The 25,925-nt window shown below is 71.0% G+C and carries 24 protein-coding genes and 1 tRNA gene; 12 read left to right on the forward strand and 13 right to left on the reverse strand.

Features of this window, described 5'->3' with window-relative positions:
• Window positions 1-24 precede the first annotated feature (24 nt).
• The 4 genes from OG587_RS44780 to OG587_RS44795 are packed head-to-tail and all read right to left on the reverse strand — an operon-like array spanning window position 25 to window position 6,221.
• Entirely contained in the window at window positions 25-1,815 is a 1,791-nt protein-coding gene (locus tag OG587_RS44780; protein WP_329085003.1) for a hypothetical protein, read from the reverse strand.
• A gap of 14 nt (window positions 1,816-1,829) precedes the next feature.
• Window positions 1,830-3,752, reverse strand: coding sequence for a hypothetical protein (locus OG587_RS44785; RefSeq protein ID WP_329085004.1), 1,923 nt, complete (start codon window positions 3,750-3,752; stop codon window positions 1,830-1,832).
• Window positions 3,753-3,774: 22 nt separating this feature from the next.
• Window positions 3,775-4,788 carry a hypothetical protein gene (locus OG587_RS44790; RefSeq protein WP_329085006.1) on the reverse strand — a complete coding sequence of 338 codons (1,014 nt, stop codon included), beginning with the start codon at window positions 4,786-4,788 and terminating at the stop codon, window positions 3,775-3,777.
• Window positions 4,785-6,221 carry a hypothetical protein gene (locus OG587_RS44795; RefSeq protein WP_329085008.1) on the reverse strand — a complete coding sequence of 479 codons (1,437 nt, stop codon included), beginning with the start codon at window positions 6,219-6,221 and terminating at the stop codon, window positions 4,785-4,787. Before OG587_RS44795 ends, OG587_RS44790 begins: the two co-directional genes overlap by 4 nt.
• A gap of 304 nt (window positions 6,222-6,525) precedes the next feature.
• Between OG587_RS44795 and OG587_RS44800 the strand changes: the two genes are divergently transcribed.
• A complete protein-coding gene (locus OG587_RS44800; protein WP_329085009.1) occupies window positions 6,526-7,926 on the forward strand; it encodes a DUF4407 domain-containing protein in 1,401 nt (466 codons plus the stop codon).
• 6 nt (window positions 7,927-7,932) lie between these two features.
• Entirely contained in the window at window positions 7,933-9,645 is a 1,713-nt protein-coding gene (locus OG587_RS44805; RefSeq protein ID WP_329085011.1) for a protein kinase domain-containing protein, read from the forward strand.
• A gap of 110 nt (window positions 9,646-9,755) precedes the next feature.
• On the opposite strand, the gene OG587_RS44810 is transcribed toward OG587_RS44805, so the two are convergent.
• From OG587_RS44810 to OG587_RS44830, 5 genes are all read right to left on the reverse strand, one after another.
• Window positions 9,756-9,832, reverse strand: a tRNA-Lys gene (locus tag OG587_RS44810).
• A 418-nt stretch (window positions 9,833-10,250) separates the two neighbouring features.
• Window positions 10,251-10,535, reverse strand: a complete 285-nt coding sequence (locus OG587_RS44815; RefSeq protein WP_329085013.1) for a hypothetical protein — start codon at window positions 10,533-10,535, stop codon at window positions 10,251-10,253.
• A 129-nt stretch (window positions 10,536-10,664) separates the two neighbouring features.
• A complete protein-coding gene (locus OG587_RS44820) occupies window positions 10,665-11,060 on the reverse strand; it encodes an OsmC family protein (RefSeq protein WP_329085015.1) in 396 nt (131 codons plus the stop codon).
• An 88-nt stretch (window positions 11,061-11,148) separates the two neighbouring features.
• The gene (locus tag OG587_RS44825) at window positions 11,149-11,433 is read right to left on the reverse strand and encodes a hypothetical protein (protein ID WP_329085017.1); all 285 of its coding nucleotides are present in this window, start codon (window positions 11,431-11,433) and stop codon (window positions 11,149-11,151) included.
• A gap of 61 nt (window positions 11,434-11,494) precedes the next feature.
• Window positions 11,495-11,707 (reverse strand): hypothetical protein, encoded by a 213-nt coding sequence (locus OG587_RS44830; RefSeq protein ID WP_329085019.1) that lies wholly within the window; start codon window positions 11,705-11,707, stop codon window positions 11,495-11,497.
• A gap of 855 nt (window positions 11,708-12,562) precedes the next feature.
• Between OG587_RS44830 and OG587_RS44835 the strand changes: the two genes are divergently transcribed.
• Window positions 12,563-12,943, forward strand: a complete 381-nt coding sequence (locus tag OG587_RS44835) for a phage holin family protein (RefSeq protein ID WP_329085021.1) — start codon at window positions 12,563-12,565, stop codon at window positions 12,941-12,943.
• A 4-nt stretch (window positions 12,944-12,947) separates the two neighbouring features.
• The gene (locus tag OG587_RS44840; protein ID WP_329085023.1) at window positions 12,948-14,366 is read left to right on the forward strand and encodes an aromatic amino acid lyase; all 1,419 of its coding nucleotides are present in this window, start codon (window positions 12,948-12,950) and stop codon (window positions 14,364-14,366) included.
• A 33-nt stretch (window positions 14,367-14,399) separates the two neighbouring features.
• Here OG587_RS44840 and OG587_RS44845 read toward each other — a convergent pair whose 3' ends face one another.
• A complete protein-coding gene (locus OG587_RS44845) occupies window positions 14,400-15,389 on the reverse strand; it encodes a LacI family DNA-binding transcriptional regulator (protein WP_329085025.1) in 990 nt (329 codons plus the stop codon).
• 223 nt (window positions 15,390-15,612) lie between these two features.
• On the opposite strand from OG587_RS44845, the gene OG587_RS44850 reads away from it, so the two are divergent.
• The 7 genes from OG587_RS44850 (at window position 15,613) to OG587_RS44880 (ending at window position 22,250) form a co-directional block, all read left to right on the forward strand.
• Window positions 15,613-16,641, forward strand: a complete 1,029-nt coding sequence (locus tag OG587_RS44850) for an amidohydrolase (protein ID WP_329085027.1) — start codon at window positions 15,613-15,615, stop codon at window positions 16,639-16,641.
• A 148-nt stretch (window positions 16,642-16,789) separates the two neighbouring features.
• Complete coding sequence (locus OG587_RS44855) at window positions 16,790-17,308, forward strand: cysteine dioxygenase (protein WP_329085029.1); 519 nt, start codon at window positions 16,790-16,792, stop codon at window positions 17,306-17,308.
• Window positions 17,309-17,410: 102 nt separating this feature from the next.
• Window positions 17,411-18,448: an ABC transporter substrate-binding protein gene (locus tag OG587_RS44860; protein ID WP_329085031.1), complete on the forward strand. Its 1,038-nt coding sequence runs from the start codon at window positions 17,411-17,413 to the stop codon at window positions 18,446-18,448.
• 1 nt (window position 18,449) lies between these two features.
• On the forward strand, window positions 18,450-19,352 hold the full coding sequence (locus tag OG587_RS44865; protein WP_329085032.1) for an ABC transporter ATP-binding protein: 903 nt from the start codon (window positions 18,450-18,452) through the stop codon (window positions 19,350-19,352).
• Entirely contained in the window at window positions 19,349-20,098 is a 750-nt protein-coding gene (locus tag OG587_RS44870) for an ABC transporter permease (protein ID WP_329085036.1), read from the forward strand. The genes OG587_RS44865 and OG587_RS44870 overlap by 4 nt, the downstream gene beginning before the upstream one ends.
• A gap of 57 nt (window positions 20,099-20,155) precedes the next feature.
• Entirely contained in the window at window positions 20,156-20,473 is a 318-nt protein-coding gene (locus tag OG587_RS44875; protein ID WP_329085038.1) for a hypothetical protein, read from the forward strand.
• Entirely contained in the window at window positions 20,466-22,250 is a 1,785-nt protein-coding gene (locus tag OG587_RS44880) for an FAD-dependent monooxygenase (protein ID WP_329085040.1), read from the forward strand. The genes OG587_RS44875 and OG587_RS44880 overlap by 8 nt, the downstream gene beginning before the upstream one ends.
• 94 nt (window positions 22,251-22,344) lie before the next feature.
• Here OG587_RS44880 and OG587_RS44885 read toward each other — a convergent pair whose 3' ends face one another.
• Window positions 22,345-22,707: a TetR/AcrR family transcriptional regulator C-terminal domain-containing protein gene (locus OG587_RS44885; protein ID WP_329085042.1), complete on the reverse strand. Its 363-nt coding sequence runs from the start codon at window positions 22,705-22,707 to the stop codon at window positions 22,345-22,347.
• Here OG587_RS44885 and OG587_RS44890 point away from each other — a divergent pair.
• Window positions 22,693-23,265 carry a DUF4386 family protein gene (locus tag OG587_RS44890; protein ID WP_329085043.1) on the forward strand — a complete coding sequence of 191 codons (573 nt, stop codon included), beginning with the start codon at window positions 22,693-22,695 and terminating at the stop codon, window positions 23,263-23,265. The two genes, OG587_RS44885 and OG587_RS44890, sit on opposite strands and share 15 nt — an antisense overlap.
• 104 nt (window positions 23,266-23,369) lie before the next feature.
• Here the strand turns inward: OG587_RS44890 and OG587_RS44895 are convergent, their stop codons facing one another.
• Window positions 23,370-24,467: a glycerophosphodiester phosphodiesterase gene (locus tag OG587_RS44895; RefSeq protein WP_329085044.1), complete on the reverse strand. Its 1,098-nt coding sequence runs from the start codon at window positions 24,465-24,467 to the stop codon at window positions 23,370-23,372.
• A 199-nt stretch (window positions 24,468-24,666) separates the two neighbouring features.
• The gene (locus tag OG587_RS44900; protein WP_329085045.1) at window positions 24,667-25,875 is read right to left on the reverse strand and encodes a CynX/NimT family MFS transporter; all 1,209 of its coding nucleotides are present in this window, start codon (window positions 25,873-25,875) and stop codon (window positions 24,667-24,669) included.
• Window positions 25,876-25,925: the final 50 nt, after the last annotated feature.

A 25,925-nucleotide genomic window follows, 5' to 3' on the forward strand; every position in this document is an offset into this window, starting at 1 on the left:
CCCGCTCGCCCCAGCCTGCCCGCCCTAGACGCGTTTGCGGTACGTGAACCCGAGGCGGCTCAGGAGTGAGGGGTCGGTGCCGGACTCCTGCGGCCGGGTGGCGCGCGCCCGCGACGGGTGGGGCTCCGGGGTGTCGTGCTCGGTCTGGAACTTCTCGAAGGTCTTTGAAGTGATGCCTCCCTGGCCGAGAAGCTCGTGGAAGACGAGTTGCGGGAGCAACCGGCGGGCGGGGACGTCGCACAGCAGCGCAAGCGCGGCGAGCAGCGGCACCGACAACACCTCGGCATGAGAGGTGAAGGCCTCCCGTACCTTCTCCGGGTCGAGGGACGGGCCGTAGTCGATCACCAGCAGGACGAGGTACTTCTCGAACTGACCGTCCGCGTCGGCCTCGTCGAGCCGCTCGACCGCGGCCATGAGCCGCCCGCGACCTCGCAGGGCCGCGCCGATACCGGTCCGCCGGCCGGGATCGGCCCAGCGGGCCGCGAGCTCCGAGCACACGAGCCGCACGACGGGCGGGTCGACCGGCTCCCGCTCCCCCGCGGCGACCAGTTCCTCGACGGACAGCAGCGTGAGGGCCGTCGCGGACTGGTGCGGGTCGAGACGGCCGGCGAGCCTCAACGTGACGGTCGAGTCGGCCGCCGGCATCCGGGCCAGCGCGGCCAGCAGTCGCGCGGAGATCGGATTCACGTCCTTGAGGATCTGGTCGAGCCCGTCGACGGTGAGCTCGGGCCCGTAGGCCACGCTCAGCACCAGATCGTAGAGATGCTCCTGAACCGCCGGGACCAGGGCCGCGCTCGGGGTCAGGAGGCGGCGGTCACTGACGATGTTGCGCCGGCGGCGCACACTGCCGTTCACCGCGGCCGAACCCCGCAGCGTGTCGAGCCGGGCCAGATGCCCGGGGAGCAGGCCCGCCCGCCCGTCCTCGATGCTGTCGGCACAGGCGATCAGCAGGTCGTCGATCGACGTGGGGGAGGGCTCCGCTGCGGACTCGGCGGCCGGGAGGACGGCCGCCAGGGTCTCCGCGGAGAACTTCCGCTGCTCGGTCTCGCGGGAGAACCGCGCGATCAGCTCCGCGAGCCCGTTCTTCTTCCTGTCCGTCAGCAGCTTGTAATAGCGGTGGGCGACGTCGTGGCTCTCGGGAACGCTCACCTCCCGCCTCCAGACGATGTTGAACGCGTTCTCCGACGGGTGCTCGGCGAAGAACAGCCTGCTGCGGTGCTCGGCCGCGGACGGAGCCCACGTCGAGGCGATCAGCTTGGTCCTGAAGCCGTACGGGAGCAGCGCGGCCACCGTGTCCAGGAACCGGAGCCGGTCGAGCAGCGACGCTCCGCCGCCTTCGACGACGCAGACCCGTTCGCCGGTGAGCAGGAGGGCCGCCGCGCCCATCGCGGTCTGACCGACGGCCTCGGCGACGGCGTCGGCGTCCAGCTCCGGTGGGGCGACGACGAGCGGGCCACCGTCGGACGGCACCGCCTGACCGTCCAGCGCCTGGTACAGCCCCTCGTAGGAGACGGGGCCGAAGACGGCCTGCGCGTAGGGCACGCAGAAGCAGTGGGTGACCGCTATCCCGCGCCCCAGCCCGTCGAACGCGCCGGACCACTTCTGGACGGCGAGGAAGAGGTGCGCGCCCTCGTCTGCGCCCGCCCTGGCGATCGTCACCTGCGGAAGTTTCCTGGGGGTCACCCTGGCGTACCGGTCGACGAGCGCGGAGAAACCCGAGCGGCCGATCCGTCCTCGGCTGCAGGACAGGACATCGTGCGCGTCCTTGCTTCCCGGGGGTACGCCCCACAGTGCCCACTCGGCTTCTATCAGCATGGCCGGCCTCCCGCTCAGGGCTTCAGGGCGAGCAGCAGGAAGAACTCCACCAGCGCGATGATGACAAATATGATCGTCAAGAAGTACATGGTCAGGGGAGGTATGAGAGGTCTGTCCCGGCGGTTCCGGTGCCTACCCCCGAACCACCTCCTCCCCGACGGCTCGGCGGAGGTCAGGTGGCTCACGCCGGACTCGGATTCGAGCAGCAGCCTCTCAACCCTCTCGACGATCTCGTGATCGAGCCCCGAGCCGCGCACGAGATTGATGACGGACTTCTTCACGGCCTCCCCCGCGCCCACGCCGAACAGCGTCACCGCGGCGGCGGCCAGCACCCCCGACCGCCCGCCCGAGGAGAGGAAGACCTCCTCGAACTCCTTGGGGTGGAGTTCCGGCCCGTAGGCCGCCCGCAACAGATCGCGGAGCACGTCGAACTGGGCCCGGTCACCGGCCGGATGAAGTGCGCCGATCACGTCGGTGAGATAGCCGTACTCGCGCAGGGCCTCGGCGATCTCCGGATCCTCGTCGCGGCCGCCGCCCCGCCTGACGAGCTCGTCACGGACGATCTGCACCACCCGCATGTCGGGGGGCCGCCGCGCGGCCATCGCGACCAGCTCCCTGGTCTGCAGCGGCCTGAGCGTCGCCTCCAGCTCCTCCCGTCCCCGCTGGTAGGCCGCTTTCATGGAGGCGACCGGATCGGGAGGGGGGTGGCGGACGATCGCCGTCGCCGACACCCTGGCCGGCTGGACCACTTCCCGGGTGGTCTGGCCCGGCTGCGCGGGCGTGGCCGCCACACCGTGTCCGGCCATCCGGACCACCTCGTGCAGAAGGGTCTCCAGCTCCTCGGGCAGGCCATCTTTCGGCAACAGCAGCCGCCGGTCCCTGATGATCTTCTGGTAGCGGGCCCGCTCGTCATCCGAGATCAGCTGCCCGCGGCTCGTGACGATGGCGTCCAGCCTGCCGAGAACGTCCCTGATCTCGGCCGTCCCCCCGCGTTCGAGGACGTCGGCGCACTCGGTCAGCAGCCCCTCCAGCGACTCCTGGGCGAGCGGCCGCGCGGACGTGGGCGGGGGCATGAGTGCCGGCACCGACGAAGGGTTGAACCCGCGGAGCAGGTCCAGCGCGCGGGACTTGCCGTTCCTGCCGAACGTGAGCGGTTCGGTGCGCGCGGCGAGCCAGTCGACCAGCTTGGCGTCCGGATCGTGACGTCCCAGCAGGGCGAGGTAGCGGTACGCGTCCTCCTCGTGGGCGGGGATCTCCGCCGGCTGCCCCCAGGTGATCGGATACGTCCTGGCCGGGACGTGCTGGGTGAACGCGAGCCTGATCTTGTGCTCCGCGGTGCTGCTGGCCCAGGTGGACACCGCCAGCCTCGCGCGCATGCCGTAGGGGAGCAGCGCGGCCACCGTGTCGAGGAACCGCAGGCGCTCGACCATCGGAACGGCCTCGCCTCCCAGGACGCAGACGTGCTGACCGGTCATGAGCAGCGCGGCCGTATTCATGGCCATCCCGTTCACCTTCGCCGCCACCGCACCGGAGTCGAGCATGGGAACGTGGACGACGAGCTGCCCGTCCATGGGCAGCGGGCACCCCTTGAGCGCGTGATAGAGGTCTTCGTAGGACACCGGGCGGGGAGACTGGGCGATCCGGGCGTACGGCACGCAGAAGTAGCGGGTGCGGGCGATCTTTCGGTGCCGCCTGTCCTCCTCGTCCGACCAGGTCTGGATGGCCAGGACCAGGTGCGCGTCGTCGCCGCTGCCCACCCACGCGATCATGACCTGGGGCAGCGTCTCCGGGGTGCCGATCGTGTAGACCGTTCTGATCTCCTCGAAGTCGTCGCGGCTGAGCAGCCCCTGGCTGCAGGCGAGAATCCTGTAGTCGTCACCGCTGCCTGGGAGCTTTCCTCCCACCGCCCACTCGAACGGCAGCTGCACCGTGCTCATCGGCCAGTCCTCCTGATCGGGGCTACGGCGCGGAAATCCGCTGCCCGAGCCAGAGCATCGGCTCCATCACATTGATCGGCCGCACTTCGCCGCGTATCAGAATCTCGGTGTTGCGCCTGGTGTCGGAGGACGGTTGACCGTCCGCCGGCTTGGACACCGTCGGAACAAGGTTCTGATAGTCGTCCATGTCGAAAGTCCTGCTCTTGGGGCCGACGTAAAAACCGATTGATGAGGTGACAAAGTACCTAATTCGGTCTTCACGGAAAAATCGCCCAATAGCATTCAGCACCATATCGGCGTTCCCGCTCGCCGACACCCTGCAGAGATGCTGGAACAGCTCTTTCGCGTCCTCGTTGGCCACCCGGGGAAACCCGAAGGGATCCTCGGGGTCGATCGTCAGCAGCCTCAGCCGCCTCGCCGTCTCCAGCACCTTGAAGTCGTCGAACTTGGTGATGCAGACCGCGAGGTAGTGCGGCAGCGTGCCGTCCGTCACCTCGGACCCGGCGATCACCTGCTCGGCGAGCTGGGCCAGCGCCCCGTAGAAGTACTCGAACGCGTCACCGTCCTCGTTCTCCCTGATGGGATCGAAGAGGAAGACGACGCCCCTGCTGTGCACCAGGTTGCGGAGCAGGTCCTGCTGGGCGACCCCCCGGTTGTTGCCGAAGGCCCCGCCGGGCGGGTCGAGCAGGTTGATGCCGATCTTGAGGGCACGGGCCGCCCTCGCTCTGCGAAACCAGCGGGCACGCCGCCGCTCGTGCCCGACCAGGAACCAGTTGTAGTTGTCCAGCCCCTGCGTCCCCTCGGGGAACACCTTGTCCCGCGACAGCGCCGTGGTCTTCTCCGTCAGGAAGCTGGTGGACTGCCCGTTCGCGCCCACGACGCGCCAGTTGCCCTCCTGGCGGAGCAGGGCGATGTTGAGCGCGGCGAGAAAGGTGGTCTTACCACTGCCTGGAGCGCCCCACATCGTGATGTTGGGCTGCGGAAGTCCGGATCCACTGTCGGGAGCCGTACGCTGCCCGCTCCACATGTTCGTCATGGCACCTCGATGAGGGGGAAGGGGATCGATCGGTCTTGGGACGCCGACAGGCCGAGCTCGGCGCCGAACTCACGGATGTCCAGGGCGTCCAGCCAGGTCAACGCCGTCGCGCCCAGACGGGACCAGACGGGGTCGGCCTCCCCGACGTCCCGGTCGCAGATCGCTCCGAACGCCATGCCCGGATACTGTTCGAGCCGGCCCAGCAGCATGCGCCAGTCGTACCGGTGCGGGCAGGGCAGGATCGTCCCGTCCACCCTGGCCGGATGCGGCGACCGGTCGCCGACCGTGAGCAGCACCGTCCGCTCGGCCCCGCCGACGGTGAGCCGGCCGACCACCGCGGCCAGCATGTCCTCCAGCTGCGCGCCGTGCGGGTGGCCCTCCGGCGCCGGGGGGCGCCCCTCCAGGCCGGTCAGCGAGGCCAGCGCGTGTCCGGGAGAGACCAGCCAGTCCACGACCTCCACCTCCCCCTCGGGGACCCTCCGGTCGTAGGAGTGCGCGCCGTAGGTGACCAGTGACACCTCAAGAAGGCCGGGGGCACCCGCGGACATCGTCGCGACCATCTGGTGGAGGCGCTCCAGGCGCTTCGCGACGTCACCCGGGGCCCCGCTGATCTCGACCGCGCAGATCAGGTGCTGCGAGTCGGTCCGGGTGTCGAGCCCGCGCGGCACCGCGGCGACCAGGTCGGCCCAGCTGCGATCGTCTCTCACCAGGCCGGGCAGGCCGGTGAGACGAACCCTGCCCGGCCTCTCCAGCTCGACCGTGAAGTCGTAGTGGCCCGGGACGAGCCTCGCCGACTGGAGCGACAGCAGCAGCGGCCTCCGGCCCCAGGCCACCACGGCGAAGGCGGTGCCCCGCTCGTCACCCGCCTCGCAGCGCGCGGTGACCCTGGCGACCTCGCCGGCCCGAGCCCCGATCGTGAACAGCTGGTGGGCGGCGAGCTCGAACCGGCCCGTCGCGACGCTCCGCTTCAGCACGACCAGCTCGTACGGGCGGTCCAGCGGGTCGTTCACGACGACGTCGCGAAGCAGCGCGTCGACCCGCACGTCCGCCTGGACGAAGGCCGCCGCCTCCGGGAACGCGGCGTGCAGCCAGGCCAGCGCCTGGCCGGCCAGGGGGCTGTCGGGGAAGGAGCACACGAGGATCAGCGCGGCATGGGAGGGGACTCCCGCGGCGCGGATGACGGCCTCCTCGGTGGGGTCCTGCCGCGTGAGGTCGTGCCCGGCGCCGTCCCACCCGCGACCGGCCGCCAGGGAGGTCCACGGAACCACCGGATCGAACCTGCAGCGCGGCCTGCCCAGCTCGTCGCGGCGCAGGTCGAAAGTGGTGATGCCGTCGGCGGCCACCTCCACCACGGTCAGCCGCCTGGACTCGTCGAGACCCGCGACCGCCCCGGCGAGGGCCTTGCGGAGCAGATCCTCACCCGGATCGGGCACCTGGAAGCCTCCGTAACGCGTCTAAGGAAAGGCGTGGACTACTGTCGGCGCGGCGGCCCCGCCCGCCCCGGAATCCTCTCGGCGAGTTCCGAACACCCGCGGTGTAATTGTCTTTCTGTCCTTTGTCAGCGTCGCGCCGCCCCCACCAAAGATCACTTCCGGCGCTTCCCACGGACTTGATTTCCCTGCGGTATAAGGAATCACACCTTACAGAATTATAATAGTGTCCAAGTCATGGCGACGCTCCCAGCCCATGATCTAAGTTCATAACCGCGAGCCCGGTCGCCATTCGGAAGGGGAATAGATGAGGACACTTCTGATTACCCTGTCCGGCGCGCGTCCAGAGATCTTGAAACTCTGCCCTACCGAGCAGGGGAAATTCGAGGGCATCGGCGGGGCGGTGCTCACCACCAGCGTGCTGGCGGTCGTGTCGATGACGTTCGCCCTGAACTCCGCGCTCGGCGTCTCCCTCTTCCTCGCCATCCCGGCCAGCCTCGTCTGGGGTCTGGCCATCATGAGCCTCGACCGCTGGCTGGTCAGCACCATGCAGGCCGACGGGCCGCGGCGCTGGCGGGTGGCCCTGCCCCGGATCCTCATGGCCGTGCTGCTCGGCCTCGTCATCTCGACCCCGCTGGTGCTGCAGATCTTCAAGTCCGAGATCGACGCGCAGATCGTCCAGATCAAGCAGCAGCGCGCCAACGAGTTCTCCACGCGGCAGAACACCGGCAGCGTCGCCCAGGAGGTCACCCGCCTCCGCAAGGAGACGACGGCCCTGCAGAACGTGATCACCTCCGAGGGCGACGTCCCGCTGGATCCCGCCAAGGACCCGAAGGTCGTGTCACTGACCGCCGACCGCGACGCCCAGCAGGTGCAGACCAGGAAGCTCTACGACGAGTGGCAGTGCCAGCTCTACGGCGGGAAGACGTGCCCGCGCAAGGGCAACGGCCCCCTGGCCCAGGCCAGCAAGAGCAACTACGAGAAGGCCAAGAGCCGGGTCGACCTGCTCAACCGGCAGATCGAGGAGCGCAAGTCCGAGCTCACCGCCACGGACGCGAGCAGCAAGAAGGAGCGCCTCGCCCAGGCGACGCAGGCGCTGCCCAAGACCCAGGAGTTGCTCGACGCGGCGGTGCGGCGCCAGAGCGACCTGCAGAACGCGTTCGACGCGGAGAACAGGACCACCGACGGGTTGCTGATCCGGCTGCAGGCCCTCAACGAGGTGTCGGGCGAGGACACCACCCTCAGATCGACCCACCTCCTGCTGTTCCTGCTGTTCCTGCTCATCGAGTGCTTGCCGGTGGCGGTCAAGCTGATGCAGAAGCCCGGCAACTACGAGAGGATCCTCAACCTCGCGGCGAAGCAGGAGTTCCGCGACGCGCGAGACAGCTACAGTTCCCAGTTCGGCTCCCACCCCCCGGCCGCGGGTTCCGCGCCGCAGCAGAAGATCCACGACGACTCCGCCTCGATATGGGACATCTGGGAAGAACCAGACCCCCTGCGTGCCACCCGCAGGACACAGGCCCCGGCCGAACCGTCGAAGACCGCGCATCTGACCGACCCGCAGGCCCCGGACAACGACCACTACTCCGTCGAGGAGGACATGCTGCGCACGATGCAGGGCACCCGGGTGTTCCACAGATCCGACTCCACCGGCCCGGTGTCCGAGCGTCACGGCAAGATCGAGCTGTTCCCCGATGACGACGACTGACCCTGCGTGACCCCCGAGATGAACGGCCGCGTGGTCAACGGCCGCTACCGGCTCCTGTCCATGATCGGCAGCGGCGGGATGGGCAACGTGTGGCTGGCCGAGGACGAGTTGCTCGGGCGCCGCGTCGCGCTCAAGGAGCTCATCCTGTTCCCGAACGGGGAGCACCTGTCCGTGCGCCGCCAGCGCGTGCTGCGCGAGGCGCGGGCCGCGGCGCGGATCAGGCACTCCGGCATCGTCGAGGTCTACGACATGTTCGTGGAGGACGACCTCTCCTGGATCGTCATGGCCTACGTCAGGGGCCGCTCGCTCCAGGACCTGATCGAGCACGGTCCCCTCGGCGAGCGCCGGATCGCCGAGATCGGCGGGCGGGTGCTGGCCGCGCTGACCGCCGCGCACCGGGCCGACGTGCTGCACCGCGACGTGAAGCCCGCCAACATCCTGGTCGGCGAGGGCGGAGAGGTGTTCCTCGTCGACTTCGGCATCGCCCACATCGTCGGCGAGAGCCGCCTCACCTCGCAGAACGCCTTCGCGGGCACGCTGGAGTACATGGCGCCCGAACGGATCAACGGCCTTTCTCCGGGACCGCCCGCCGACCTGTGGTCTCTGGGGGCGACCTTCTTCCACGCCCTGGAGGGATACTCCCCGTTCTTCCGCGGCAACGTGCCGGCCACCATGAAGGCCATCACCTTCGACGATCCGCCCCGCCTCGCCCGCGAGGGGCCACTGACCGACGCGATCGTCAGGTTGCTCCGCAAGGACCCCGGCCGGCGGATGGACGCGCGGGGACTGGAGGGGGTCCTGAGGTCGATCGTCACCGATTCCCCGCCCTCCCCCGCGCCGCGCCGCCCCGAACCTTCCTCCTCGCCGCCCTCTCCCGGCCGCTCCCCCGCACCACGTCCGGCCGGGGCCGCGCCCTCACCGCACCCACCGCTCCCACCGCGTCCGCCCAGGGCCGCACCCTCACCGCACCACCCCGAGGCACACCACCCGGAGGCCGTGCCCGCACCGCGCCCGGCCGAGGCCTCGCCCGCACCGCGCCCGGCCGGGGTCGCGGAACGCGCGCGGGAGAGAGCCGGGGCCGCCGACCGTGCACGGGAGCGAACCGTGGATCTCGGCAGAATGGACCCGGCCGAGACCGCCCGGATCCTCGGCGCGATGGCGGCCTCACCCGCCGCGCGACTGCTCGACCGTCTCCCCGCCGAGACCGTCCAGCGGGTGCTGGTCCGGATGGAGCCGGAGACCGCGGCGGCGATCCTGCTGGAGCTGTCCACGGACAGGACCGCCTCGATCCTCGACGCCATCCCGGCGAGAACCGCCGGCCCCGTGCTGAACGTGATGGCGACCAGGCGGCGGGAGACCGCCGCGGTGCTGCGGGCGATGGGAACGACCCGCGCGGGCCAGGCTCTGAGCCACATCGATCCCGGGCGGAGCGGCGCGCTGCTGGGCGCCATACCCCCCGGCGAGGTCGCGAAGATCCTCGCCTGCACCACCGCCCGGACCACGGCCGGCATCGTCCGCGTCCTCGCGACGACCCCGCTCGCCATCCGCCTGATCGAGACGATGCCGGCGAAAAGAGCGTGCGGCGTGCTCGACTACGTGCCCCCCGTCATCGTCGCCGGACTGCTCAAGGCATCCTCCGACGGCCGCGCCGACCGCCTGCTCAACGGTCTCGACGACGCCGTACGCGCTCAGGTGCTGCGCCACATGCGCGGTCTCTGAGCATCCGTACGGGAGGGGGCTGACCGGGTGGGAGGAGCCCGCGCCAGGCCGGAAAAGACTGAGGGCACCTCCGCGATGCGGAAGGTGCCCAGGTCGTCGGCCTCAGCCGGTGGTGCGCCGCCAGGGACTCGAACCCCGGACCCGCTGATTAAGAGTCAGCTGCTCTAACCAACTGAGCTAGCGGCGCTTGCAACGGAGGTAACTCTAGCAGCAGCCTCAGCGCGCTCGCACCCCGGTTGATCCCGTTCGGCCCTGTACGGCCCTGTACGGTTCTGTCCGGTCCCAGGTGAACCGCGCCGGATTATCAGGACCGTCGGGACACCGTCCGGCCCGACACAGACTCGGGGCCGGACAGTCCCCCAACTGTCCGGCCCCGGCCTCTTCGCGGGCTTTGCCGTCATCTCCCCCAAGACTTCGGCGGCTCCGCTCAGGAACGCGATCCCCCTCGCGTTCTTATCCGGTGAAAAGTCTCTGCAACGCTCCCCCCGGGCTTCGCAGACCCCTCGACCTGCAATAACACTACCTAGTCAAATGTAACGGGCGCGTCATCCAAAGGTTGATTTTGCGCCTACACCCAACCTTGACCCGGTATCACCGAAGCGCCGTCAGCCCCCTGCGGGCACGCGAAAACCCGCCGTCAAGGGGTCGATCGCATTGGTTCGGGATCGCGGGCGCATTGGTTCCCGGCGCCGGCCGAGGGCCTCGACCTCGGGCGCGGGCACGGACACGACCTCGGGCGCGGGCACGGACACGACCTCGGGCGCGGGCACGGACACGACCTCGGGCGCGGGCACGGACACGACCTCGGGCGCGGGCACGGACACGACCTCGGGCGTGGGCACGGACACGACCTCGGGCGTGGGCACGGACACGACCTCGGGCGTGGGCACGGACACGACCTCGGGCGTGGGCCGGAAGCCCGTCGGCCGTTCCGGCTCGGACCGCCGCGATCATCGGGTTTCCGGCCGGCGCCGTCGCGGTGCCCGGCGAAGCGGTTCCGCGGGTTCCCGGCGAGGCCGTCAGGGGAGTTCGAGGTTGATCTCGAGGTTGTCCTTCAGGGCCTGGCTCACCGTGCAGTACTTCTCCTCGACGCGGTGGGCCACGGCACGGAGGACCTCGGCGGCCTTCTCGTCGCCCTCGGGCAGCTCCACGTCGTAGGTGATGGTGATCGGCCCCAGCCTGGCGGCCTCGACCTTCTCGGCCCGGACAGTCATCGCCAGGCGGACCATGCGGTGGCCGCGCTGGGCCGTCAGCGGCTCCACGGTGACGATGTTGCAGCCGCCGAGTGCCGCGAGCAGCAACTCCACGGGGGTGAACACTCCCTGCTCGTCACCGCCGCCCATGGCCACCTCGGCTCCACGGTCGTTGCGCGCCACGAACCCGTCCTCGGTCCGCTCCACTCTCACCTGTGCCATGGCGTTCCTCCCCTGAAAACCTGCCGATCACCCTACAGAGGCCCGCAGATGGAGGAACGCCCGGGTTACGGCGGGAACGGGACCCGCCTCAGGCCTCGGGATGTTTGGACAGGTATTCGATGTAGAACGGCCGCAGCGCCTCGCCCAGTTCCCCGTGGCCCGAGGCCATCGCGTCGCTGAGCAGGGCCGAGACCCGGCTGAGGTCGTTGGTTGTCTGGTCCTCGTTGCCCGCGGACGCCTCCGCCGCGGGGATCAACGTGAGCAGCTCCCACAGGAAGCCGAGATCTCCGTGGTGCACGGCGTAGTGGACCGCGCGATCATGCAGTTCCTGGGCCGACAGCGACTCAAGCTCGTCCGTTTCCAACAGACCCACCCCCTCACGCCCCTTCTGCCCCGAGAATATGACCATCATGCGCAATTGACGGTATGCACCATCAGCGCGCCGACCGGATCGGCGTCTTTCCGGTGTCGGCGCCGCTGGGCATGTCGATGAACGCCTGCCGGGCGTTCTCCAGGCCGTCGACGACGGTTTCGGGGAAGGTGAGCCCGCCCTCGCGGAGCCGGCTGCCCACCTCCGCGATCAGGTCGGGCACGCGATCCTCGTGGCCGAACGCGATGAATCCGCGCGAGGTGAGCCGTTTTCCCACGGTCAGGCCGATGTCACTCGGGCCCGGGGCCGGACTGCTTCCGATTCCGGCTTGGTCCCCGGGCCGGGCCTGGGCGGAGGGGCGGGCCTGGGCGGCGGACCGGGCTTGGGCGGAGGGCTGGGCTCGGGTAGCGGACCGGGCTTGGGCGGAGGGCCGGGCTTGGGAACGGGGCCGGGCTCGGGTGGCGGTCCGGGCTTGGGAACGGGACCGGGTTCAGGCAGGGGACCGGGTTCAGGCAGAGGGCCAGGCTCAGGCAGAGGGCCAGGCTCAGGCAAGGGGCCAGGCTTGGGAACGGGACCGGGCTCAGGCGGGGGACCGGGCTTGGGGACGGGGCCAGGTTTGGGGACGGAACCGGGCTCAGGTGACGGTCCAGGCTCAGGCGGGGGACCGGGTTTGGGGACGGGACCGGGCTTGGGGACGGGACCAGGTTTGGGGACGGGACCAGGTTTGGGGACGGGGGTGGGTTTGGGGACGGGGCCGGGTTCCGTCCCGGTTCCCGCGGACGGCTTTCCCTGTCGGCCAGTGGACGATCGGTCATCGGACATGATGAGGCCCCCTCGGCGATTCGTGCTCCTCACCTGGGACCTTCCCACCCGGTGGCGCTTCTCCCCGCCGGGGAGCGGCGCCCCTGACAGGATCTCGCCACTTTCATGACCGCATACGGTCACGGATGCGAAACTTTCCACGGGCGCCGGGGCCGGCTCGCCGTCCCCGGCGACGGTGGGACCGCGTCGCTCGCGGTGATCGGAACCGCGGGCGCCGAACCGACCAGCGAAATCCCTGCTATGCGTATATATCCACTCTCAGGGTGCAGATCTATCGCCCGTCCGACTATCCATGCGAGGATCCCAAAACGTGAAAATAATCATCAAAATACTGGTTGTAGCAGCCGCTCTGTGGGCGGCGACCCAGTTCGTGGACGGCATCACGGTGTCCGCGAAGACCCCGCTCAAGGAGATCGGCACACTCGTCGCCGTCGCCCTCGTCTTCGGGATCGTCAACGCGGTCCTGAAGCCGATCATCGCGACGCTCGGCTGCGCCTTCTACATCCTCACGCTCGGCCTGTTCGCCCTGGTGGTCAACGCCGGGCTGCTGCTGCTGACCAGCTGGATCGCCGAGCAGCTCCGGCTGCCCTTCCACGTCGAGGGCTTCTGGGCCGCGTTCTGGGGCGCGATCATCATCGGCCTGGTCAGCTGGCTGCTCGACCTGATCCTCGACGCGATCGTCGGCGACTGAGCCGATGACCCTCGTCCTTGACGGCGCCCACCTGACCTGCGAACAGGTCTACCGGGCGGCCCACGGCTCCGGGATCTCGCTGGGCTCCACCGGCCGTGCGGAGGCGGCATGGCAGATGGCCGGCCTGCTCCACGGGCCCGTGTACGGCCGGACCACCGGCGTGGGCGCCAACAAGGACGTGCGGGCCGAGGACACCGGCCTGGACCTGCTCCGCAGCCACGCGGGCGGCGCCGGACCGGCGATCGAGGAGTTCCGCGCCCGTGCCACCCTCGTGGTCCGCCTCAACCAACTGCTGGCCGGCGGCTCGGGGGTCGACCCGGCCCTCCTGCCCGTCCTCGCCGCCGCCGTCAACCGGGGCCTCACCCCGCCGATCCGCACCTACGGCGCCATCGGCACCGGCGACCTCACCGCCCTGGCCACCACCGCACTCTGCCTCCTGGGCGAGCTTCCCTGGACCCCGCCCGCGGAGGACGTACGGGCCGGGGACACAGCGTCCTGGAAACGGGCCGGGGGCGGCCCCTCCGGGACGCGAGCGGGGGATCCCGTACCCCGGTTCGCGCTCGCCTCGGGTGACGCGCTGCCGTTCATCAGCTCGGGCGCGGCGACCCTGGCGGACGCGGCGCTGGCCTGTCACCGCCTGAGGATCCTCCTGGCCGCCGCCACCGCGGTCGCGGCCCGCTCCTTCCGGGCGATCGACGCCTCGCTCGAACCGCTCTCCCCCGTCGTGCAACGCGGCCCCGAACAGACCGAGGTCGCGGCCGGGCTGCGCGCCATGGTCGGCTCCACCAGCCCGCGCCGCGTCCAGGACCCGTACGGCTACCGAGCCTTCCCGCAGGTCCACGGGGCCGTCCTCGACGCTCTCGGCCGGGCGGAGCGGACGATCACCGAGGAGATGAACGCGGCTCCCGAGAACCCGCTGATCGCCGATGGCCGGGCCTGGCACAACGGCAACTTCCACTCGGCGCGGGTCGCGCTCGCCCTCGACGCCCTGCGGGCCGCGCTCGTGCAGACCGCGACACTGAGCGCCGCCAGGCTCGCCACCCTGAACGATCCGGCCCACACGGGCCTGCTGCCCTTCCTCGCCGAGCGTCCCGGGCTGTCCGGGGTCATGATCCTCGAATACGTCGCGCACTCCGCGCTGGCCGAGCTGCGCCACCTGGCCGCCCCTGTCACCCTGGGCGGAGCCGTGCTCTCCCTGGGCACCGAGGACCACGCGAGCTTCACCCCGCAGGCGGCCCGTTCCGCGCTCGCCGCCGCCGAACCACTGGAGATCGTCCTGGCGTGCGAGCTGGTGGCCTCCGTACGGGCCCTGCGGCTGCGCGGCCTGCCCTGCGACCTGCCGCTCGATCCCGCGATGGAGGACCGCCCCCTGGACGCCGACCTCGACGCGGCGCGCGGGCTGCTGCCCGGCCTCGCCCCCTGAGCCCCCTGAGGCCCCTGAGGCCCCCGGGCCGGGTCAGCCCACCGAGCCGCGCTCGCGGAGCTGGGGGGCCTGGACGATGCGGCGACGGCGCGTGTTGCCGTCGGCGGCGGCCACGACGATGCGGACGGCGGCGCGGACGATGCCGTCGATGTCCCAGTCGACCGTGGTCAGGCCGGGGGTGAGCAGGCCCGACATGGGATGGTCGTCGTAACCCATCACGGACACCTCGAACGGGATGCCCAGCTTCCGCTCGGCGGAGGCCGCGTAGACGCCGTAGGCGATCGAGTCGGCGAAACAGAAGAACGCCCGGTGGCCGGCGTCGAGCATCTCGCCCGCGACCCGGGTGGCGGGTCCCAGTGACTGCGAGGCGGTGACCAGGTCGATGTCCAGGCCCAGCCGCCCTGCCTCGGCCATGACGTGCACGTCGGCGGGCCGGTCGGGGGTGCTGGCCCGGGTCGAGGTGAGGACGGCCAGGCGCCGGTGGCCCCGCTGGCGCAGGTGCTCCAGGGCGAGGGTCACCCCGGCCCGGTTGTCGAAGACGACCTCGCCCGCGGCGCGCGTCCCGGCCAGGGCGTCGCCGATCGACACCACCGGCAGCCCCTCGCACAGCTCGGCCCAGAGCGGCGCCGCGGGATCGACCGGCTGCACGATGAGCGCGTCCACCCGCTGGTCGCGGAGTTGCCTGGCGAGCGTGTGCTCCCTGGCGGGGTCTCCCGCGGCGTCCAGGATCAGGGCGTAGCGGTCGTTGTCCTTGAGCGCGCGGCCGATGCCGACGGCCAGCGCCTGCTGCCAGAGGTCCTCCAGGGAGCCGCAGAGCAGGCCGATCATGCCGGTCCGGCCGCTGGCCAGGGCGCGGGCGATGGGGTCGGCCTCGTAACCGAGCTCGGCCGCGGCCTGGCGCACCCGCTCGATGGTCTCCTCCGACACCTGCATGCCGCGCAGGGCGTAGGAGACGGCGGCGGGCGACAGGCCGGTGGCCTTCGCCACCTCACGGATGGTCGCTCGTTTCCGGGGCTGGGGCATCGGACCAGCCTATTCCTCGAGGCCTCCGAGGGCGCGCTCCCCGCGCGATCGGGGCCGCCGGGTGGCAGTCGAGAGGCGCTGGGAGGTATTGACACGATGCGGGGTGAAGCGGTTCACTGAAACGGTTCACTGAACCGTGTCACTGTTGGATGTGGCGAGGTGGAGGCGTTTACCCCTATTCTAGGTAGGGAATACCTCGAAGCGTGGGAGGAGGAGATCCGTCGTGACCGTCGACGTTCACCAGCATCTGTGGACGCCCGCGTTCGTGGACGCGCTCAGAAGCCGCACCACCGCGCCCCGGCTCGACGGCTGGACCCTCCACCTGGACGGCGAACCCGCCTACGAGGTCGACCCCGCCGACCACGACCTCGCCGGGCGCCTCGCGCTGAACGCGGGCCTCGACCTGGCCCTCGTGTCGCTGTCCAGCCCGCTCGGCATCGAGTCGCTGCCTCCCGAGGACGCCTGGCCGATCATCGACGCCTACCACGAGGACGCCCTCGCCCTGCCCGCGCCCTTCGGCGCCTGGGCGGCGACCTGCCTCAGCGAGATCGATCCCGCCAGGCTCGCCAAGACCCTCGACGCCGGAGACGGCGCCCGGGGCCGCGTACGGAACGCGGCGGGCGACCTCGCCCGGGACGGCATGGGGAGCGACGCGGGAGACGGCGTACGGAACGACGCGAAGGGTGGCGGCGCGGCGGACGGCGCGCGAGGAGTGCGGCCGGGACTCGTCGGGCTCCAGCTGCCCGCGACCGCCGTGCGCGACGCCGCGGGCCTGGCCAGGGTCGCCCCGCTGCTCGACGTGCTCACCGAGCGCGACCTGCCACTCTTCGTGCACCCCGGCCCCGCCACCGAGCCCGAGGGGCCCGGCTGGTGGCCCGCCGTCGTGCCGTACGTGCAGCAGATGCACGCCGCGTGGTACGCCTTCGCCGCCTTCGGGCGGTCCCGCCACCCCCATCTGCGGGTCTGCTTCTCGCTGCTCGCCGGACTGGCCCCGCTCCACTCCGAGCGCCTGGCCAACCGGGGCGGCGAGGGCCGGGGACAGGTCGATCCCGACCTGTTCCTGGAGACCTCCTCCTACGGCCCGCGCGCCATCGACGCGATCGTCCGCGAACTCGGCGTCGACATCGTGGTGAGCGGTTCCGACCAGCCCTACGCCATCGCACCGGACCCCGCGCTCGGCGACGCCGCCTGGCACGCCATCGCGGTCACCAACCCGAACCGCCTGCTGAACGGAAAGGAGTCGCGCAAGTGAACCAGTACCAGGGCCGCGAGAGCTGTGCGCTCCCGGCGAACAGAACCACGCGCCCGCGGCGCGCACGAGTCGCCGGGCCCGCCGACCGCGCCGGTCACGCCGGACGAGTGGACAACGCGGGCTCCGGGCCGTTCGGCGGTGAGACCTCATGAGCTACGAGGCCCTGCCCGCCCGCGCCCTCGACCGGCGCGAGCTCCTCGACCTGGTCAACGAGCTGGCCGCCGATCCGTCCCGGTGGGAGGAGCAGGTGGAGTTCCCCGAGGAGGGCGGGCGCCACTTCGCCTCCCTCTACCGCGACTCCCACGTGGACGTCTGGCTGCTGTGCTGGCGGCCCGAGGACGACACCGGCTGGCACGACCACGACACCTCCTCCGGGGCGGTCCGCGTGGTGGCCGGGACGCTCCTGGAGTGCAACCCCCGCATCGGCGGCGAGCACCTGGAGACCGTGATCTCGGAGGGCGAGTCCTTCTCCTTCGGCCCCGACCACATCCACCGGCTGACCGGTGCGGTGCACGGCAGCGTCTCGATCCACGCGTACTCGCCGCCGCTGTGGCGCCTGGGCCAGTACTCCATCAGCGACAGCGGCGTGATGCGCCGCGTCTCGGTCAGCTACGCCGACGAGCTGCGCCCCATGGACGACGCCGAGCAGATGGTCGAGGTCGCCTGAGAGACGCGGGTTCCGTTGAGAATTTGACAAGAAGGTAATCCCGGACCGTTGCCGGATTTGATCAAAAACGCTTTGATCAAATCTGGTAACGGAAGGGGAACCGTGAATATCCCGACCATCCTCCGCAGCTCGCTGGCGGCCCTGTGCGTCCTGGTCACCGGCGCGTGCGCGAGCACCGACACCGGCACCTCCGCGACGGGCTCCGGCGCGTCCTCCGCGCCTCCGGCGGCCACGAAGATCACCTACCTGACCTCGTTCAACGTCTTCGGGCGGGACTCCTACGCCTACGTCGCCCTGGAGAAGGGGTATTTCAGGGACGCGGGGTTCGATGTCACCATCAGGCCCGGCAGCGGTACGGCCGACTCCCTCAAACTGATCGCGAGCGGCCAGGCCGACTTCGGGATCACCGACCTCACCGGCTCCATCGTCACCCTGGCGGCGCAGAAGCTACCGGTCACCGGCGTGGCGGCGATCCAGCAGCGGTCGCTCACCGCCGTCATCGCCCTTGAGGACTCGGGCATAACCGTGCCCAAGGACCTTGAGGGCAAGAAGATCGCCGATCCGGCGGGCTCCGCGGTCAAGCTCGTCTTCCCCGCCTACGCCAAGGCCGCCGGGATCGACCCGGCCAAGGTCACCTTCGTTCCCGCGCCGCCGCCGTCGCTCCCGCAGCTGCTGGCCTCGGGCAAGGTCGACGCCATCGGCCAATTCGTGGTGGGCAGGCCGACCATCGAGCAGGCGGCCCAGGGGCGCAAGGCCGTGGTCCTGCCGTACAGCGACCACGTCAAGGAGATGTACGGCAACATCCTCACGACCACCGCGAAGTTGGCGGCCGAGAAGCCCGTCGTGGTGACGAAGTTCAGGGACGCCCTGCTCAAGGGGCTGGAGTACGCCGTCGACAACCCCGACGAGTCAGGAAAAATCCTGAACAAGTATCACCCGACCCAGAACCCGGTCACCGCGGCCGCGGAGCTGAGGGAGATGGCCGCCTTCGTACGGCCGTCGGAGGCCGGGGTGCCCGTGGGAGCCCTGGACGAGAGCCGCCTGGCCGCCGTCATCGCCATCCTTGAGGACGCGAAGGTGATCCAGCCCGGTTTCAAGCCCTCCGACATCGTCACCTTCGGCCTGGCCCCCGGGTCCTGACGTGATCGAGATCTCGGATCTGTCCTGTGTGTTCCCCGGCAGGGCCGGGCCGGTGGCCGCGCTGGAGGGCATCGGCCTGCGGGTGCGCGAGCACGAGTTCGTGGCCGTGATCGGGCGCTCGGGCTGCGGGAAGTCGACGCTCCTGCGGCTGGTCGCCGGTCTCATCCCGGCCACCGGCGGGGAGGTGCGGATCGCGGGAGAGCCGGTGACCGGGCCGCGCCCCGACGTCAGCCTCATGTTCCAGCGGCCCGCCCTGCTCCCGTGGCGGACGGTCCTCGGCAACGTGCTGCTGCCCGTGGAGTTCCTCGGCCGGTCGAAGGCCTCCCATCTCGGCCGCGCGCGCGAGCTGCTGCGCGTGGCCGGGCTGGCGGGCTTCGAGAGGCGGCTCCCGCACGAGCTGTCGGGCGGCATGCAGCAGCGGGTGGCGCTGTGCCGGTCGCTGATCTGCGAGCCGAAGGTCATGCTCATGGACGAGCCGTTCTCCGCGCTGGACGCGCTCACCCGCGAGGAGCTCTCCGCCGAGCTCCAGCGGATCCGGACGGAGAGCGCCGCCACGGTCGTCCTCGTCACCCACTCCATCGAGGAGGCGGTACTGCTCGCGGACCGGGTCGTGGTGCTCAGCCCACGACCCGGCCGGGTCCGGGAGATCGTGGAGATCGACGTACCCCGGCCGCGTTCCCTGGGCCGCGACGCCCACGCGGAGCGGCTCGCCGGGTACGGCGCGGAGCTGCGCTCGCTGCTCGCGGAGCCGCTCGGCGAACGGCCCTCCGAGCGGGCCGCCGGTGAGCGGGCCGGTGAGCCGCACGTGACGTCGTACGAGGAGCCTGTCGAGGAGTCGTCCGCGAAGCCTGGCGGGGAGTCCGCGGGCTCGCCCGGGGAGTCGACGGGGGGAACCCCCCGGTGAGGGTCTGGGTGCTTCCCGCGGTCGGCGCGGCACTGACCGTGGCGGCCTGGTGGCTGGCCACGGTCGCCTTCGACATCGCGCCGTACGTCCTGCCCGCGCCTCCGGACGTGCTCGCGGTCTTCGGCCGGCACGGCGGCTATCTGCTCGACCAGACCTGGGTGACGCTGGTGGAGACGCTGCAGGGGTACGCGCTCGCCGTGGTGGCGGGCGTGCTGATCGCGGTCCTGATCGCCACGTTCCGGATCGTCGAGGAGAGCGTCTACCCGCTGCTGATCGCCGTCAACGCGGTGCCCAAGGTCGCCGTCGCGCCGATCCTGGTCGTGTGGATGGGGTTCGGCCAGCTCCCCAAGGTGGTCATGGTCTTCCTGGTCTGCTTCTTCCCCATCGTGATCTCCACCGCCACCGGCCTGCGGTCCACCCCTGCGGAGTTCGTCGAGCTGAGCAGGTCGCTCCGGGCGAGCTGGTGGCGCCTGTTCCTCCAGGTGCGCTTCCCCCACGCACTGCCACAGATCTTCGTCGGGCTGAAGGTCGCGATCTCGCTGGCCGTCATCGGCGCGGTGATCGGCGAGTTCGTCGGCGCCCAGGCGGGACTCGGCTACGTCATCGTCCAGTCCGGGGCGAGCGCGGACACCGCGCTGGCGTTCGCCGCGATGGCCCTGCTCGGTGCGATGAGCATCGCGCTGTTCTACGTCCTGGTCGCGATCGAGCGCCTCCTGCTGCCGTGGGCGCGGGAGACCACCGGCTGAACCCGGCTCCCCCGAAAGGCACCCACCACATCATCCGAGTCGACACGGAGGTATCCGATGACTGATCCAGAAGTGGGCGAGACCGGGCTTGGCCCGGTGGGCCAGCACGTCGTCTTCGAGAACGAGCTGGTCAGGGTCTGGCAGATCGAGCTGGAACCGGGCCAGACCCAGCCCCTGCACCGGCACGACCACCCGTACCTCGTCATCGCGATCGAGGAGGCTCTCAACGTCATCGAGACCGCCGACGGGCAGCTGATCGACGCGCCGGAGCCGCGCGGCTCGGTGGTCTTCAGAGATCCGGGCGCGGTGCACAAGCTGACGAATGTGGGAGAAACGAGATACGTCTCGCGCCTGGTGGAGCTGAAGAATGGCTGATCACCCGGCCGCCGGCGAGCGACCCGTCCCGGCCTCCGGCGAGCGACCCACGACAGCGCCCGGCGAGCGGCCCGCCCCGGCGCCCGGTGAGCGGCCCACGACGACCACCGCCGAGACGCCCGCACCGGCACCCGGTGAGCGGCCCACGTCGGCCGTCGGCGAGCGGCCCGCCCCGATCGTCGTGGCCGGCGCGGGTCCGGTGGGGCTCATCACCGCGCTCGGGCTGGCCCACCACGGCCTCCCGGTCGTGGTGCTCGAGGAGGACGAACGGCTGTCGCCGGACACCAAGGCGGGTTCGCTGCTCACCCGCAGCCTGGAGATCCTGCACCGGTACGGGGCGCTGCCCCCGGTGCTCCGCGCCGCACTGCGCGTCGACGAGATCGGCGAGTTCGAGCGCTCCACGAACCTGCCCAGATTCCGGGTGCGTACGGACGCGCTGGCCGGGGACACACGGTTCCCGTTCATCGCGAACATCCCGCAGCACCACCTGGAGCCGGTGCTCCGCGACGAGCTGGAGCGCACGGCACCCGGCGCCCTGCGCATGGGGCACCGCGTGACCGGTTTCCGGCAGGACTCCGCGGGAGTGGAGGTGACCGCCGAGACGGCGTCGGGGCCGCGGGTGATCCGGGGGTCGTTCCTGCTGGGCTGCGACGGCGGGCGGTCGTCCGTCCGGGGAACGCTCGGCGTGACCGTCGAGGGCCGGACCCTGGACGAGCGGTACGTGCTCGTCGACCTGGAGGTCGACCTCGACATCGACACCCCGCGCGACTATCCCTACCTGGCCTACTTCTCCGACCCGGAGGAGTGGGTGGTCGTGGTGCGCCTGCCGCACTGCTGGCGCTTCGTCTACGCGCTCAAGCCGGGCACGCCGGAACCGGAGGAGACGGAGCTGCGGGACAGGGCGCTGCGCTTCCTCGGGGACGTGGGGCCCTCGCGGCTGGTCGGCTGCAACGTCTACCGCGTCCACCACCGGATCGCGAGCCGCTGGCGTGACCACCGGGTCTTCCTGCTCGGGGACGCCGCCCACCTGATCACGCCGATGTGGGCCCTCGGCCTCAACACCGGGGCCCTGGACACCTCCAACCTGGTGTGGCGCCTGGCGTGGGTGCTGCGGGGGTGGGCGGACGACCGGCTGCTCGACGGGTACGAGAGCGAGCAGCTCCCGGTCGCCTCCCTGGGCTCGGGCAAGATGGCCGAGGCGGCCCGCGCCGTCATGGCCCACCGCGGTGAGGGCGTCGCGGCCATGACGGAGGGAGGCTGGGGAACGGCCCAGACGCGCACGCTGCTGGGAGTACGGCTCGACGTGGACAACACCGGCGACTGGGCCATGGTCAAGACCGGTGACACCCCCGCGCCGGTGCGGTGCGGTGACCGCGTCCCGGACCTGCCGCTGTTCGGTCACGCCGGAGAGGTCCACGTGCACGACCTGTGCGCGGACTCCTTCGTCGCGCTCCACTTCACCGACGCCCGGCGGGCTCCCCTGCTTCCTCCCCCCGACTCGCCCGCGCTGCGGCAGTACGTGGTCAGCAGGTGGGACGTGCCGCCGGACTCGGACCTGCGCGACCGGCTCCTGCTCGATCCCGGCGAGCGGGTCCGCCTCCGGTTCGGCGTTCCCGACGACACGCTGGTGCTGCTGCGGCCCGACGGGCACATCACCGCGATCAGGCCGTTCGCCCCTCGGGGAGACGAGGGCCTGGCCGAGGGCCTCTACACGGCCGTCACGGACAGACCGCCCCCGGCTCCCCTCTCCTACCTCGAGGAGCCGTTCTCGGAGTAGTTCCGGAGCGGTTGACGAGATCCCCGTCCGATCGGCCTGGTCGAACGGTGTCTCGCCGTTCTCCGGGTTGGTGAGCGACCGCTCGGCCCGCGGGTCAGAGCCCGGCCAGGACCCGGTCCAGTCCCCAGCGGAACTGGTCGGTGGAGACGTAGGCGGCGATCGCGTCGGCCGCGGCGTGGGTTCGGGGGAACTCCTCGGGGTCGACGGCGAGGGCGGCCCGGCGGGCGGCGATCCGCTCGGCCTCGGGCAGGGGGGCGCCCCCCTCACCCCTGCTTTCCGCGTCGTTCAGCTCGGCCGCCTCCAGGGCGATGGCGCCCAGCACGTAGACCATCACGGTGTAGGACGCGCGTGGGTCGGGCAGCACGCCGAGCAGGCTCTCGCCGACCCGCAGCGCGACCGGCCCGCTGAAGGCGGCACCGAGGATCGCGGGAACGGCGGCGGGGTGACGCAGCAGCACCTCGCGCAGCGCCAGGGCGAAGTCCTCGATCCGCCGGTGCGGCGGACTGGAGGTGTCCTCCAGCAGGCCGCGGTGCTGCTCGGCCGCCGCCTGCCGGACGGACCGGCCGCGGCGCTGTCGACGCGGATCGGGGTGCTGGCCGGGCTGGTGCAGGTACTCGGCCTGATCCGCTGGCCGTTCGCGGTACCCGCGCTGGCCCACGCGAGCGACCCGGCCGCGGCCGAGACCGTCTTCGCCGCCCTGCATGGCTACCTCGGTACCGGTGTCGGCGAGACCCTCGGCTACCTGTTCACCGCGAGCTGGACCATCCTGCTTCTGGTCGCCCTGCCCTCGCCCCCGCGCTGGTTCACGATCCTCGGCGCGAGCTCGGCGCTGGCCATCCTGGCCGGGCTGCTGGTCCCGCTCGGTCTGCCCGGCGCGGACCTGACCAACTTCGTCGGCTACGTGGCCTGGAGCGGCTGGGTGCTCTGCCTGGCCCTGCTCGCCAACCGGCTGCTCCGTCCCGCGCCGGTTCCGGCTCCTGCTCTGGCCGGGGGCGGAGAGGCGAAAGCACGGTGAGAACGGCGAGGGCACGCCGTCCGCGAACGAAGAAGCACGGGGGTCTCGCCGTCGCGAGGCCCCCGTGCGGGTCGCCGTGCCCGGATGGCCGGGGCCCTGGGGTGTTAGAAGACGCGCTCCCTGACGGCGTTGGCCATGCCGGGGTCGTCGGCGAAGACGCCGTCGACGCCGAGGGAGTAGAGCTTCTCCAGCCAGCCCATCACGTTGCCGGTGGCGCGCGGGTAGGCCGCGCTCGCCGGGTTCCCGAACCGGAAGTCCACCGGGAGCTGCGAGTTCTCGTTCCTGATGGTCCAGGTGTGGACCTTCAGACCGGCCCGGTGGGCGTCCCGGATGAGCGGGGTGGGCTGCAGAAGGCGGCCGTCGGGGCCGACGGGCACGATCCGCTTGGTGTCGACGCCGACGCCGTCCGCGTAGCTCGCCACGTCACGGAGCCCCGCGGGGGTGACCATGCTGTCGTAGGTGCGCGGGTCTCCGGCGGCGATCCAGTCGTACGGGGCACCGGCGGCGTTGATCAGCTGGGCCAGCGGCAGCTTGGTCTTCTTGCTCAGCTCGCGCAGGTTGGCGGTCTCGAAGGACTGGATGAAGACCGGGTCCCGGCTCCCGCGCCAGCCGTGGCGGCCGAGCACGTCGAGCAGCGGCTCCTCCAGGGAGAGCCCGATGGAGTCGAAGTAGCTGGGGTGCTTGGTCTCGGGGTAGACGCCGACCCCGCTCCGCTTGGCGAGCGCGACGACCTCGTCGAAGGTCGGGATCTCCGCGAGGCCGTTGAAGGCGGTGTTGTCCGGACGCAGGTCGGGGATGCGCTCCTCGGCCCTGAGCGTCTTCAGCTCGGCGAGCGTGAAGTCCTCGGTGAACCAGCCGGTGATCGAGGTGCCGTCGATGGTCTTGGTCGTCCGGCGCCCCGCGAACTCGGGGTGGCTCTCGACGTCCGTGGTGCCGCCGATCTCGTTCTCGTGCCTGGCCACCAGCACGTGGTCCTTCGTCGAGACCAGGTCGGGCTCGATGTAGTCGGCACCGAGCGCGATCGCGGTCTCGTACGAGAGCAGGGTGTGCTCGGGCCGGTGCGCGCTGGCACCCCGGTGGCCGACGATGATGGGTTCGCGGCCGCGGGGCTCGGCGGTCGCGGGTTCGGGTTGTTGCAGCACAACGGCGACGGTACCGGTCGCGAGGACCGCCAGCGCCGCGGCCAGAAGCCTACGGATCATGTTCAGGACCGTAGAAGGCCCAGATGACCAGCGGAACAACGACTCGCAAAGGAAACGGGTCACGCAGACAGCGACTCATAAAGGGCACGGGTCTCGAAGGGGAACGCGGGGCTCGGGACGCGTGTCGGCTGCCGGCCCGGGGTGCCCGGCACCGTCCGGGTCGTCCGTGAAGGGGAACACGGGGGAGCGGGGACGCCCGTCAGGCCAGGGAGGGGGACTCCTCGACCGCGCGGGGTTCGGCCGGGCGGGTGACCTCGACCGGGCGTCCCGCCAGGAGGCCGGTCGCCAGTTGCAGGACGCACACGCCGAGCCCGGTCAGCAGCGGCACCGTCCAGCCGCCGGAGAACTGGTAGAGCACGCCGATCAGAAGCGGCCCAAGCGCGGCCAGCGTGTATCCGGCGGACTGGGCGACGGCCGACAGCGCGGTCACCGAGACCGGGTCCGGCGCGCGGAGCGCGATGATGAGCAGGGCCAGCGCGATCGAGGCGCCCTGTCCCAGGCCAAGGATGATCATCCAGAGCCACGGGAAGTCGGCCGGAGCTATCAGCACGCCGAGGTATCCGGCGGTCGTGAGAATGGTCGCGGCGGTGACGTACGGCACCTGCGACCGGGCCCGCCCGGCGAGCACCGGGACGGTCAGCGTGGCCGCCACCTGGGCCAGGCTGGTGAGGCTGAGCATGTATCCGGCCTGGTCTGCGGGGAGTCCCGCGTCCTTGAAGATCGTCGGTATCCAGGCCAGCATGATGTAGAAGGTCATCGACTGCACGCCCATGTAGACGGTGACGTACCAGGTCACCCGGCTGCGGAGCAGCAGGGCGAACGGCCTGGGCCCGACCTCGGGGCGGGCCGGGCGGCGCAGCGCCTGGGGCAGCCAGAGCGCCGCCGCCGCCAGGGCCGGGATCGCGGTCATCGCGGTCACCTCGCGCCAGCCGAGCCCCGTGGCCCGCTCGATCGGGACCACCGAACCGGACGCCATGGCGGCGCCCATCACCAGGCCGGAGACGTAGATCGCGGTGAACGGCCCGACCTTCGAGGGGAAGTGCTGTTTGACCACGCCGGGCATCGCGACGTTCATCACCGCGATGGCCGTACCGGCGACGGCCGCGCCCGCATAGAGGGCGGGGACGCTTCCCGTGCTGCGCAGCACCACGCCCACGGCCAAAATCAGCAGCCCGGCCATGAGCGTGCGGTCCAGGCCGAAGCGGCTGGCGAGCAGAGGGGCGAGCGGGCCCAGCACGCCAAGGCAGACCACCATGACCGTGGTGATCGCCCCTCCCCCGGCGGCGCTCAGCCCGAGATCCTCCATGATCTCGTCCAGTACGGGGGAGAAACCCGCCAGCGCGGGCCGCAAATTGAGGGCGGCGAGAACGAACCCGGCAATGAGCAACATCCGCGACACTCGCGACATACTGACTCCCCGCTCGAACACAGCTCAACTGTCCCATAAACGGCCTGGTT

Source organism: Streptosporangium sp. NBC_01469 (assembly GCF_036227305.1).
Lineage (GTDB): Bacteria > Actinomycetota > Actinomycetes > Streptosporangiales > Streptosporangiaceae > Streptosporangium.